Annotated in this window: 9 protein-coding genes; 2 read left to right on the forward strand and 7 right to left on the reverse strand. The window is 72.0% G+C overall.

Features of this window, described 5'->3' with window-relative positions; all coding sequences use genetic code 11:
* Nucleotides 1–108: 108 nt before the first annotated feature.
* From OEIGOIKO_RS08800 to OEIGOIKO_RS08810, 3 genes are all read right to left on the reverse strand, one after another.
* Nucleotides 109–1,413: an ABC transporter substrate-binding protein gene (locus OEIGOIKO_RS08800; RefSeq protein ID WP_246177277.1), complete on the reverse strand. Its 1,305-nt coding sequence runs from the start codon at nt 1,411–1,413 to the stop codon at nt 109–111.
* A complete protein-coding gene (locus tag OEIGOIKO_RS08805) occupies nt 1,413–2,231 on the reverse strand; it encodes a carbohydrate ABC transporter permease (RefSeq protein WP_125058590.1) in 819 nt (272 codons plus the stop codon). Before OEIGOIKO_RS08805 ends, OEIGOIKO_RS08800 begins: the two co-directional genes overlap by 1 nt.
* A 71-nt stretch (nt 2,232–2,302) precedes the next feature.
* A complete protein-coding gene (locus tag OEIGOIKO_RS08810) occupies nt 2,303–3,331 on the reverse strand; it encodes a carbohydrate ABC transporter permease (RefSeq protein ID WP_371858901.1) in 1,029 nt (342 codons plus the stop codon).
* Between the two features lie 180 nt (nt 3,332–3,511).
* On the opposite strand from OEIGOIKO_RS08810, the gene OEIGOIKO_RS08815 reads away from it, so the two are divergent.
* Entirely contained in the window at nt 3,512–4,402 is an 891-nt protein-coding gene (locus tag OEIGOIKO_RS08815) for an aminoglycoside phosphotransferase family protein (RefSeq protein WP_125053471.1), read from the forward strand.
* Between the two features lie 22 nt (nt 4,403–4,424).
* Here OEIGOIKO_RS08815 and OEIGOIKO_RS08820 read toward each other — a convergent pair whose 3' ends face one another.
* The 4 genes from OEIGOIKO_RS08820 to OEIGOIKO_RS08835 form a co-directional block, all read right to left on the reverse strand.
* A complete protein-coding gene (locus tag OEIGOIKO_RS08820) occupies nt 4,425–5,192 on the reverse strand; it encodes an exonuclease domain-containing protein (RefSeq protein ID WP_125053473.1) in 768 nt (255 codons plus the stop codon).
* 113 nt (nt 5,193–5,305) lie between these two features.
* A complete protein-coding gene (locus tag OEIGOIKO_RS08825) occupies nt 5,306–6,571 on the reverse strand; it encodes an SAV2148 family HEPN domain-containing protein (RefSeq protein WP_125053475.1) in 1,266 nt (421 codons plus the stop codon).
* A gap of 102 nt (nt 6,572–6,673) precedes the next feature.
* Entirely contained in the window at nt 6,674–8,068 is a 1,395-nt protein-coding gene (locus OEIGOIKO_RS08830) for a copper amine oxidase (protein WP_246177278.1), read from the reverse strand.
* Nucleotides 8,069–8,198: 130 nt separating this feature from the next.
* Nucleotides 8,199–9,005, reverse strand: a complete 807-nt coding sequence (locus OEIGOIKO_RS08835) for a Tat pathway signal sequence domain protein (RefSeq protein ID WP_125053478.1) — start codon at nt 9,003–9,005, stop codon at nt 8,199–8,201.
* Nucleotides 9,006–9,243: 238 nt separating this feature from the next.
* On the opposite strand from OEIGOIKO_RS08835, the gene glgX reads away from it, so the two are divergent.
* The gene (gene glgX, locus OEIGOIKO_RS08840; protein WP_125053480.1) at nt 9,244–11,580 is read left to right on the forward strand and encodes a glycogen debranching protein GlgX; all 2,337 of its coding nucleotides are present in this window, start codon (nt 9,244–9,246) and stop codon (nt 11,578–11,580) included.
* Nucleotides 11,581–11,753: the final 173 nt, after the last annotated feature.

Below are 11,753 nucleotides of genomic sequence, written 5' to 3' on the forward strand. Positions count from 1 at the left end.
GGCACAGCGGGCGACAAGGCACCCGCCCGCGAAGCCCACTTCTCGTCACTCTTATTGGGAATGTTGGCAATGCACCGATATTCCGGCACAGAACGCCCGCCGGACTCCTCAGCGCTGATACCGCGCCAGCACCAGATTGCCGTCGTGGACCAGCCGCTCGCGCAGTTCGTCCAGGCCGACGGCGCCGCTGTAGTACTCCTGGAAGGCCGGTGTCGCGATCTTGTCCTTCCACTCCGGATAGCCCCGCACCGACTGCGCGGGGGCGGCGCGCAAGGTACCGGCCAGCGCGGTCCCCGTCGACCAGCCGTAGCGGTCCGTGTGGAGTTCCGGGGCCTTCAGCGCCTCCCGGCCGGTCGGCAGCATCCAGTCGCCGAGCGCGAGCCGCACCATGTTGGGCGGCCTCAGCAGGAAGTCGACGAAGGCCATCGCCTCCTCCTTACGGGGACAGTCCGCCGCGATCGACAGCGTCTGCGGGCTGACGCCCTGTTCGCCGCCGCCGGTGCCGCCGGGCGCGGGCAGCACCACCCACTCGAACTCCTTCGGGGCCTGCTGCACGATCTGCTGGCGGTAGGAGAAGCCGAGCGGCAGGATCGCGTACCGGCCGGCGAAGAAGCCGGGCAGCGTGTCGGCGCCGCCCATGCCCAGCGTCGTACGGGCCGCGCTGCGGGCGACGTTAACCTGGTCGTGGACGGCGCGCGGCACCACCTGGTCGGCGGCGTCGAACCGTACCTCGGCCTTGCCGTCCGGGCGGCGCCGGAAGATCCGGCCGCCGGTGGACAGGGCCAGGTTGAGGGTGACGGACACCGGCTCCTTCAGCGGCCAGGCGACGCCGTACCCGCCGCCCGTCAGCTCCTTCGCCACCTCCCCGAACTCCTCCCACGTCCACGGCTCGCGCACCGTCGGCACCCGTACGCCGGAACGCCGCAGCCGCACCCGGTCGGCGATCAGGACGCGGGGCTCCTGGAGGAAGGGGATGCCGTACACCCGGCCGCCGAAGGTGCCCGACTCCCAGCTGTGCCGCGGGATGTCGTCCTTGAGGCGCCGGGGCAGCAGGCCGGTCAGGTCGGCGAGGTGGCCGCCGTAGGCGAAGTCGGCGAGGTCGTCGGAGGCGTCGTGGATGATGTCCGGCGCCTCGCCGCCCTCGAAGGAGGTGAGCAGCTGGTCGTGGACGGTGGGCCAGGCGCCCTGGACGTACTGGACGGGGATGTCCGGATGCCGGCGGTTCCACTCCGCGACCAGTTGCTTGTTGGCGTCGACGGACTCCTTCTGCCAGGCCAGCGACTGGAAGCGGAGCACGCCCCGGTCGTCGCCACGGCCTCCGCCGCCCGAACAGCCGGACAGCAGAGCAGCGGCGGGCACCGCCGCGGCGGCGGCGAGCACGGTACGGCGGCGCGGGCCGCCGGGAGCGGCCATCAGTGCTTCACCGCCCCGGCCAGCATGCCGCCGGTGATCCGGCGCTGGATGACGGCGAAGAGCACCAGGCCGGGCAGCGTGGCGAGCAGGGCCGCCGCGGCGAGCGGGCCGAGGTCGGCGACACCCTCGGCCCCGAGGAAGTGGGTCAGGACGACCGGCATCGTCTGCTTCTCCGGTGATTTGAGCAGGACGAGCGCGAAGAAGAACTCGTTCCATGCGGTGATGAAGGCGAACAGGCCGGTGGCGACGATGCCGGGCATCAGCAGCGGTCCGGTGACCGAGACCAGGATGCGCAGCCGGCCCGCGCCGTCCACCGCCGCGGCCTCCTCCAGCTCCGGCGGTACGGCCCGGACGTAGCCGGTCAGCATCCACAGCGCGAACGGCAGCGACCACACCACGTACACCAGGACGAGTCCGGCCCGGGCGTCGACCAGGTGGAGGGCCTTCAGGACGAGAAAGAGCGGGATGATCACCAGGACCAGCGGGAACGCCTGGCTGACCACGACCCAGCCGGTCGCCGCCCGCGCGAAGCGGGTGCGGCGGCGGGCGAGGACGTACGCCATGGGCGTCGCCAGGACGATCGCCACCAGCGCCGAGACCGCGGCCGCGAGCAGGCTGTTGCCGGCGGCCTGGAGCAGCGGCTGCTCGTCGAAGGCGGTACGGAAGTTGTCCAGCGTCGGCGCCCGGGGGATCCAGGTGGGGTGGACGCTGCCCAGTTCGCGGGGCGGCTTGAAGGCGGTGGAGACCAGCCAGAGGAAGGGGAACGCGAGGAAGGCCAGGTAGCAGAGGAGGGCGAGGTACTGCCCGGCCCGGCCGATGCTCCGCCGGGTGGCCGGGTCACGCGGGGTGGCCGGCCGGCACCCTGCGGCCGAGGACTTCCGGGTCACCGTCACTGTTCCTCCTCCCCCTCGCCTCGCAGCCGCCGTGACAGGTAGACGGCCAGCAGGACCGCGATCAGCGCGACCATCGCCAGCCCCATCGCGGCGGCGTACCCGAACTGTCCGTACCGGAACGCCTCCTCGTACGCGAACAGCATCGGCAGCCGGGTGCGGCCGCCCGGGCCGCCGTCGGTCAGTACGAAGACCAGCGCGAAGGAGTTGAAGTTCCAGATGAAGTTGAGCGCCGAGACGGCCAGCGCGACCGGCTTGATCGCGGGCCAGGTGACCGTGCGGAACCGGCGCCAGGCCCCGGCCCCGTCCATCGCGGCGGCCTCGTGCAGTTCACGGGGGACGTTCTGGAGCCCGGCGAGGAGGGTCACCGTGGTCTGCGGCATGCCCGCCCAGACGCCCACGACGATCACGGCGAGCAGGGCGGTGGCCGTGCCGCTCAGCCAGTCCCGGCCCTCGTCCGGGCCCAGTCCGAAGCTGCGCAGCGTCTCGTTCAGCACACCCGCGTCCGGGTGGTAGACCAGCCGCCACATGATGCCCACCACGACCTCGGGCATCGCCCACGGGATGATCGCCAGCGCGCGGGCCAGCCAGCGCAGCCGCAGCTCCTGGCCGAGCAGCAGCGCCAGCCCGAGGGCGAGGAAGAACTGCGGGACCGTGACGCCCAGCGCCCACACCAGCCCGACCCGGAACGAGTCCCAGAACAGGGTGTCCTGGAGCAGGTCGGAGAAGTTGAGCAGGCCGACCCACCGGGTGGCCTGGGTACGTCCCGACTGCGCGTCGGTGAACGCCAGCCCGATGCCGTACAGCAGCGGGCCCACACTCAGCACCAGGATCGGGATCAGCGCGGGCAGGATCAGGAACCAGGTGCCGTGCCCGTGACCGCGCTCGCTCCCGGGCCCGCGCCCATGACCGCGCCTGGGCACCGGCCGGTCCCCAGCCCCCGGCACCGGCCCCGCGCCCGCTCCTCTCGTACTCGTACGCGCCTGCCCCCGTACGGGACCGTCTCGACCCAACGCGACTCCCCGCATCTGTACACCCAGGACGGCTGCGACCACCACGAACAGGCCGCGCGTCCCCGGGCGGAACGGGCCGGACGGCCGCCGTCATCGTCGTGACGCCGCCCGACGCAGTCAAGCACCCCACCGGAAGTCCGGGTCCACGCAGACCTGCGAGACTGATACCGATCACGCACCGCAGGAGGCGCCCCGATGACCGCACCGAGCACCACTCCGTTCACGGAGGCGCACGCCCGGGACGTCCTGGCCGCGGCAGGCCGGCCCGACATCGCCGCCGACGCCCGGCTGCTCTCGCTCGGCGAGAACGCGGTCTTCGCCACCGGCGGCGACGGCCCGGTCGTACGGGTCGGGCGCAGCGCCGAACTGCTGGAGCGCGCCGAGCGGGAGCTGCGCGTCGCCGTGTGGCTGGCGGATCAGGGCGTACCGGCCGTGCGCGCGGCCGAGCCGGCGGCCCGCTTGGTGAACGGGCACCCGGTCACCTTCTGGGAGCGGCTGCCCGACCCCGTACGCCCCGCCGGACCGGCCGACCTGGCAGCCCTGCTGCGGCTGGTGCACACGCTGCCGGAACCGCCGTTCGCCCTCCCCCGGCGGGAACTGCTCGGCGGTGTGGAGCGCTGGCTGCGGCTGGCCGGCGACGCGGTCTCGGCGCGGGACGCCGATTACCTGCGGGGCCGCCGCGACGCGTTCGCCGCTGCCGCCACCGCGCTGGAACCGCATCTGCCGCGCGGCCCGGTCCACGGTGACGCGCTGACCCGTAACGTCCATGTGGGCCCCGAGGGCCCGGTGCTCGTGGATCTCGAAACCTTCTCCTCCGATCTGCGGGAACACGATCTCGTGGTGATGGCGCTCAGCCGGGACCGCTACGGCCTGCCCGCCGCGGCGTACGACACGTTCGTGCGGATCTACGGCTGGGACGTCCGGGACTGGGAGGGCTGCGCGGTGCTGCGCGGCTCGCGGGAGACGGCCAGCTGTGCCTGGGTCTCCCAGCACGCTCCCGGCAACCCCGCCGCCCTCAACGAATTCCGCCGCCGCATCGCCTCCCTGCGCGAGGGCGACACCACCGTCCGCTGGTACCCCTTCTGACGGCCGGCCCCGCCCCCTACCCCTACCCCTGTCCCGGCCCGGACAGATCGAGCTCCAGCTCCTCGGGGCGCTCCCGCGTCCGCTGGTACGGAATGAGCGGCCAGGCCGCCTCGACTATCGCCGCCGGGTCACCGGAGCGGCGCAGATACTTCTGGAACGAAGCTGCCTGCTCGGCAGCCGCCTCCTCCTGAAGGGCGTGCAGCGCGGCGAGGGCCGTCCCGGCCACCTCCGGATGCCGCTCGCCGATCCGGCGCGCCACAGCGGCCGCGGCCACCGCGTCCGCGCCCGCTTCGTGTGCCGACTCCAGCGGGACGCCGTAGTGCCGGCAGAGGGCCTGGAGGGTCCGCTTGCCCTTGCGGTAGCGGTCCACGTGCTTGTCCAGCACCAACGGGTCGATGACCGGGGCGGGCTGCCGGCCGAGCCGCTCGGCCAGGGTCGGCAGGCCGTACCGCCGGCATTCGCGGTCCAGCAGCGAGAGGTCGTAACGCGCGTTCATCACCACGAGCGGGAGACCCGCCTCCAGCGCCGCGGCGAGCGCGGTGGCTATCTGCTCGACCCCCTCCGCCGCCGCCTGGCCGTGCGCTCGCACATGAGCGGTCGTCATCCCGTGTATGGCCGCCGCCTCCTCGGGCACCGGCACGCCGGGATCGAGCAGCCAGGTGTCCCGCAGGGCCTCCCGGCCGTCCGCGTCCAGCCTTATCAGCGCGGCGGTGACGATGCGGTCCCGCTCCACGTCCGTGCCGGTGGTCTCCAAGTCGAAACTGACGAGCAGCCCTTGATGCCAGCCCATGACGGCCTCCTTCGGTGTTGCTTCCCCCGTGTTCCCCTACTCTCCCACGCGACACTGACAACGCCTCGGCTCCGCCCGCTCCCCGGCGGCCGGACGCCCCGGGCGGGCCGCCCTCACGACACCGGCCGCGAGTCCGCCCACACGTTCTCGAACTCTTCCCGGTACGTCTCGAAGAGGCCGTGGTCGTCGTCCCGGTCCGGGTCCTGGCGCAGCACCTCGCGGCCGCCGCCGCGCAGGACGAGGACCGGGGACTCCATGCCCCGGCTGCGCCGGAGGTACGGCTGGACGACGGCCACGCCGTCCGGGCCGTCGCCGTCCACCAGGTAGGCGGTGAAGCGGGGCGTCTCGTCGAAGACCTGGATCTCGAAGGCGCCGGGGTCGTGCAGCCGGGCCCGTACCCGCCGCATGTGCAGGATGTTCATCTCGATGGAACGGCTCATCTCGCCCTTCTTGAGACCCAGTTCCCGCTCGCGGCGGCGGACCGCGCTGCTGGCGGGGTTGAGGAAGAGGAGCCGGACCCGGCAGCCGGACTCCGCGAGGCGCACCATGCGGCGTCCGGAGTAGTTCTGCACGAGGAGGTTGAGGCCGATGCCGATGGCGTCCAGGCGCCGGGCGCCGCCGAAGAGGTCCTCGGCGGGCAGCTGCCGCTGGAGGCGTACCCGGTCGGTGTGGACGCCGACGACGTCCGCGTACCGGTCGCCGACGAGGTCCTCCACGGCGTCGATGGGCAGCCGCCCGGCGGTGCGGGTGCCGATACCGGAGCCCAGTATCTCCAGCAGCCGGGCGGAGGCCCTCTCCGCCTGGGCGAGGACGGTGCCGGTCAGGGCGCGGTTGCGGGAGACGATGTTGCGGGCCACCTCCAGCTCGTCGAGGGCCAGCTCCACCTCCCGCCGGTCGTCGAAGTACGGCTCGAAGCAGGGCCAGTGCTGGACCATCAGCTCGCGCAGCTGCGGCAGGGTCAGGAAGCTGAGGATGTTGTCGTCGGCGGGGTCGAGCAGATAACCCTTGCGGCGGCTGACCTCGCGGACCGCGACCGCCCGCTGGACCCATTCCTGGCCGGTGGGGCCGGCCGCGGCGATGACCCATTCGTCACCGTGCACCGGTTCGTAGACGGGCAGCAGCACGGCCGCCACGACGGCCCGCAGCCGCTGTTCGACGAGGTTCAGCCAGATGTAGGCGCGCCCGGCCCGCCGGGCGCGGGTGCGCACCTCGCTCCAGGCCTCGGCGCCCCAGTCCAGCTCCGCGCCGATCTCCATCGGCCGGGCCAGGGACACCGCCCCGGGCGGGGCGTCGACGGAGCCGCCCTCGTGTCCCTCGTGACTGTCCTGGCCGTCCTGGCCGTCGTCACCAGGGGGCAACTCCAGCCCGCCCGAGCTCACCTGCGCACCGCCTTCCGAACCCCCGTGCCAACGATCAAGGCAGACTACTGCGGGTCCGGGAGGCGGTGCAGCAGGATGGATCGAGTCCCCGGCCAACTCCCCTTATTCGACGTGACCGTTGTGTCCGGAAAGCTCGGGCGGAGTGAGCGGATTCATAGCGGTGACGTCCCGGGGGGCGAGCTGGAAGCCCTGCCAGTGCACCGGCATGGGCTCCTGGTCCTCGTCCCGGGCGATGTGGTGGTACCCGATGTTGACCCACGCGACGGGGTGGCGGAGCGGCTGTCCGTTGACCCACCGGTCCACGCTGGTGCCCGCGCCGGCTCCGCAGTTCGCCAGGTTGTTGCTGGCGAACTGCTCACACTTGTTGTACTCGGTGAAGTACACGTCGTGCCGGGTGAAGGCGCGTCCGGTGTACTTGCTGGACCGACCGGGGACGATCTCGTACGACCGCGGATGACCGTCCTTGTTCTGCCCGATGTTGCTGACCACCCGCCACCAGCGGGTCGGCCCGGCGTCCCCCGCCAGTTCCTTGGCCACCGGGGTGCGGACCGTCTTCGTCTTGGGGGTCAGCGCGCCGCTCTGCGCGGTGGTCGTCGAGTCGAACTGCTCGACCCGGTTGGCCGACGACCCGTCCAGCCCGAAGTTCAGCCGCCAGAAGACGTTGTGGCTGTGGCTGGTGGCGTAGTCCTTGGCGCCCTTGCCGATCGGCCAGCCGCGCCCGTCGCCCGCGTCGTAGTCGGCGGGTGAGAGTGTGCCGGTCGCTCCGACCTGCATGTTGATCGTGCCGTCGGCGGAGAAGCGCCACTCGACGATGTACTCGTACCATCCGGTCTTGTTGACCGTGTAGACGAGCAGGTCCTTGCCCTGGAGCTGCTGGATCTTGGTGGTCTCGCCGGGGTAGCGGCCCAGGCGGTAGGCGTGCCCGCGGGCCCGGGTGGTGACGCACAGTCCGTTGACGTCGGGGTGGTCCGGGTCCCAGGCGCCCGGCACCTTGACCGATTTGATGGTGCCGCCGGGACACTCGCCCGGGTCCAGCGTCTGGAGCCCCTGGGCGAAGCTCTGGCCGGTGAGGTCGTCGTACTCGTTGCCGCCGTCGTCGTAGGGGACGTGGATCTGCGCCAGGTTCGCGCTGGTCAGCACCTGGATCGGGCGGGGCTCGCTCTTGGGCTGGTACGAGACGTTGTCCAGAACCAGCCCGGCGTTGGCGTCGTAGTGCCAGCACATGCGCCAAGTGGTGCCGGCTTCGAGGGTCTGCGTGATGCTGTACGGGGTACTGCACCCTGCGGCGGTGGCCGCGGGCGGGGACGCCGGGAACGCCGGAGAAACAGCCTGGGCGGCGGCCGGTCCGCTCGTCAGGGCGGCCGTACCGAGCAGCAGCGGCGCGGCGAGCAGTGCGGCGCGCCGGAGCCGTGCACGGTGGGTACGGACGTGGGTACGGGCAGGGACACGGTCGCGGCCGTGGCCGACGCGGGCACGGCGGAAGGGTCTTGCGTGCATGGAAACGCTCCTGTACGGCAGTGGGACACGAGCTTCGGAGTACGCGGGTGCGTGGTGCTGCACGGTTGCCGCCGGCCGGCGGCCGGCCCGCGGCGGGCCGGGGCGCCGTACCGGGGCACGCGCGGGCGGCTCAGCCGAGCCGGCCGACCGTGCGGGCGCTCAGGTCGACCACATAGCGCCGGGTGTCGATCCACTGGCCGTCGCGCACCTTGGTGAAGAGCCGGACGCAGCGGTGCTCCCCACAGGCGCGCAGCCCGGCCGGGGCCGGTCCTTCCGCCTCTCCCCGGTAGACGAAGCCCCGCACGGCCAGCTGGCCGGGACCGGTCAGCTCCTTGCCGGTGGCGTGTTTGTAGTCCTCCCGCAGCCCCGCGCCCTCGGGCGCGGCGATCAGCAGCCCGGCCGCGGCCTCGCTCTCGGCCCGGTTGGGCGGCGGCTGCACCCCGTGCCGGCTGTCGGTCTTCTCCACCTTTCCGGTCGTCAGGTTGACGGTCTTGGTCACGTACGCGTCGGACCGGTAGTCGTAGAACGACACGTTCGCCCGGCGCGGCGGGTCGGCGAGGCCGGTCTCGTCCGGGCCCAGCTCGGCCAGACCGGTGGTCAGCCGCTCCGGGCCCGCTCGGCCCTTGACGTCCTCGGTCGCGCCGCGGAACGTACGGGGCGTGGCGAGGGCCTGGGCCCGCGCGACCTCGTCGTCCGTGAGCGGGTCCCGGCCGACGCCCGTGCTGCCCTCCTCCGGCGCGCGTTCCACCGCTCCCGGCCGTACCTGCGACGCCTGGCCGGTTCCTGCGCCCGGCCCTTCGGCCGCGGCCCGGCTCCCCCCGCCGGCCGCCCCCGCGTCCCCTGGCAGGGTCACCGCGGCCAGTACGGCGGTACCCGCCAGCGCCGCGGCCGCGCCCGCCACCAGCTTGCCCAGGTGGCGGTGCATCAAGTTGCGCACAGTTCCCCCCTGCTGCCTCATGGTGCTCAGCACATATCGGTCGTCCTGTACGACGATCCGACTTCACCGCGGGTTGCCCGCCTTTCGGCGCAGATCGCGCGAAAAACCAGCCGTATTGGGCAGGTTGGAACACGAGACGATCGCAGCACCGTACGCAGCAAACGAACACGGCGACGCATGACCGCCGTGATGCCTCAAGGCTTCGCGGCGCCCATCGAGGAAGTGGAAGAGTCGACGTATGCAGGTCTGGCCGGGACAGATGTATCCCCTGGGTGCCACGTACGACGGTGCGGGCACCAACTTCGCGGTGTACTCCGAGACGGCGGAACGCATCGAGCTGTCACTGCTGCACGACGACGGCTCGGAGACCGCCGTCGAACTGCGGGAGACCGACGCGTTCGTACGGCACGCCTACCTCCCCGGGATCATGCCGGGGCAGCGGTACGGCTTCCGCGTGCACGGCCCGTACGAGCCGGAGCGCGGTGACCGGCACAACTCCGCCAAGCTGCTGCTGGACCCGTACGCGAAGGCGGTCAGCGGCAGCATCGACTGGGACGAGGCGGTGTACGGCTACCACTTCGGCAAGCCGGACAGCCGCAACGACCTCGACTCGGCGCCGCACACGATGACGTCGGTCGTGATCAACCCGTACTTCGACTGGGGCGACGACCGCCCGCCCCGCACCGACTACCACGAGACGGTGCTCTACGAGGCCCACGTCAAGGGCCTGACCATGCTCCACCCCGACCTGCCGGACGACCTGCGCGGCAGTTACGCGGCGCTGGCGCACCCCGCGGTCATCGAGCATCTGACCGAGCTGGGGGTCACGGCACTGGAGCTGATGCCGGTCCACCAGTTCGTGCACGACCACCGGCTGGTGGACGCCGGGTTGGCGAACTACTGGGGCTACAACACCATCGGCTTCTTCGCCCCGCACAACGCGTACGCGTCCTGGGGCGACCGCGGGCAGCAGGTGCTGGAGTTCAAGTCGGCGGTACGGGCGCTGCACGAGGCCGGTATCGAAGTCATCCTCGACGTCGTCTACAACCACACCGCCGAGGGCAACCACCTCGGCCCGACGCTCTCCTTCCGCGGCCTGGACAACGCCTCCTACTACCGGCTGGCCGACGATCCCCGCTACTACATGGACACCACCGGTACCGGCAACTCGCTGCTGATGCGCAGCCCGCACGTCCTCCAGCTCATCATGGACTCGCTGCGCTACTGGGTGACGGAGATGCGGGTGGACGGGTTCCGCTTCGACCTGGCGGCAACGCTGGCCCGGCAGTTCCACGAGGTGGACCGGCTGTCCTCGTTCTTCGACCTGGTGCAGCAGGACCCGGTGGTCAGTCAGGTCAAGCTGATCGCCGAACCGTGGGACGTGGGTGAGGGCGGCTACCAGGTGGGGAACTTCCCGCCGCTGTGGACCGAGTGGAACGGCAAGTTCCGCGACACCGTACGGGACCTGTGGCGCGGCGAACCGCGCACCCTCGCCGAATTCGGCTCCCGGCTGACCGGCTCCTCCGACCTCTACCAGGGTGACGGGCGGCGCCCGCTGGCCTCCGTCAACTTCGTCACCTGCCACGACGGCTTCACCCTGCGCGACCTGGTCAGCTACGACAACAAGCACAACGAGGCCAACGGCGAGGACAACCAGGACGGCGAGAGCTTCAACCGGTCCTGGAACTGCGGGACCGAGGGACCGACCGACGACCCGGTGGTCCAGGAGCTGCGGGCCCGCCAGATGCGCAACTTCATCGCCACGCTGCTGCTGTCGCAGGGCGTGCCGATGCTCAGCCACGGCGACGAGTTCGGGCGCACCCAGGACGGCAACAACAACGCGTACTGCCAGGACAATGAGCTGGCGTGGGTGCGGTGGCCGGGGTCGGAGACGGGGTCGGGATCGGCATCAGAATCAGGATTGGGATCAGGATCAGGATTGCGATCAGGATCGGGATCGGCTGAAAACGTACCGAGTGCGGACGGCTCGGGCGCCACCGCCGACCCCGGCACGGAGGCCGACGGCAACCCGGCCGACGCCCCCGCCGACGCCCCCGCCGACATCTCCGACACGGACATCCAAGAGCCGCAGGAGCAGGCCGCCGTCCGCGAGGAGGACCGGGAGATGCTGGCCTTCGTCCGGCAGATGGTGTGGCTGCGGCGCGACCACCCGGTCTTCCGCCGGCGCCGCTTCTTCCACGGCCGGCCCATGGAGGGCACCCACGACGAGCTGTCCGACATCGCCTGGTTCACCGCGGAGGGCGAGGAGATGCGGCAGCGCGACTGGCAGGCCGCGCACGCCAAGTCGCTGACGGTCTTCCTCAACGGCAGCGCGATCACCGAGCCGGGACCGCGCGGCGAGCGGATCACCGACGACTCCTTCCTGCTGATGTTCAATGCGCACGGCGACGACCGGGAGTTCACCGTGCCCGTCGACCACGGCCGCCAGTGGCAGGCGGTCGTGGACACCGCCCATCCGGAGGTCGTGGCCGACGGCGGCGGCCTCAAGGCCCAGGCCGGCGACCAGCTCACGCTGCCCGGCCGCAGCATGCTGGTGCTCCAGCGGCCTGCCTGAGGCGTCCCGGGGCCCGGCCCGGTCGTGCGAGGCCGGGGGACCGCCTGCGTACGACGGCTCCCCGGCCCCGCCGGAGCGGCCGCGCGTGTACGGCGCACGGCACCCGCGTCCGGTCCGGGTACGCCACTGGCCGTACGCCCGGCTCCGCCATTGCAGTGGATCCTGCCGGTTCC

Origin of the sequence: Streptomyces paromomycinus, from assembly GCF_003865155.1 — a bacterium.
Classification (GTDB): Bacteria; Actinomycetota; Actinomycetes; order Streptomycetales; family Streptomycetaceae; genus Streptomyces; species Streptomyces chrestomyceticus.

Coding starts and splice junctions, on each gene's coding strand:
- OEIGOIKO_RS08800 (WP_246177277.1), bottom strand. CDS start 1,413: ATGGCCGCTCCCGGCGGCCCGCGCCGCCGTACCGTGCTCGCCGCCGCC.
- OEIGOIKO_RS08810 (WP_371858901.1), bottom strand. CDS start 3,331: ATGCGGGGAGTCGCGTTGGGTCGAGACGGTCCCGTACGGGGGCAGGCG.
- OEIGOIKO_RS08830 (WP_246177278.1), bottom strand. CDS start 8,068: ATGCACGCAAGACCCTTCCGCCGTGCCCGCGTCGGCCACGGCCGCGAC.
- glgX (WP_125053480.1), top strand. CDS start 9,244: ATGCAGGTCTGGCCGGGACAGATGTATCCCCTGGGTGCCACGTACGAC.
- OEIGOIKO_RS08815 (WP_125053471.1), top strand. CDS start 3,512: ATGACCGCACCGAGCACCACTCCGTTCACGGAGGCGCACGCCCGGGAC.
- OEIGOIKO_RS08820 (WP_125053473.1), bottom strand. CDS start 5,192: ATGGGCTGGCATCAAGGGCTGCTCGTCAGTTTCGACTTGGAGACCACC.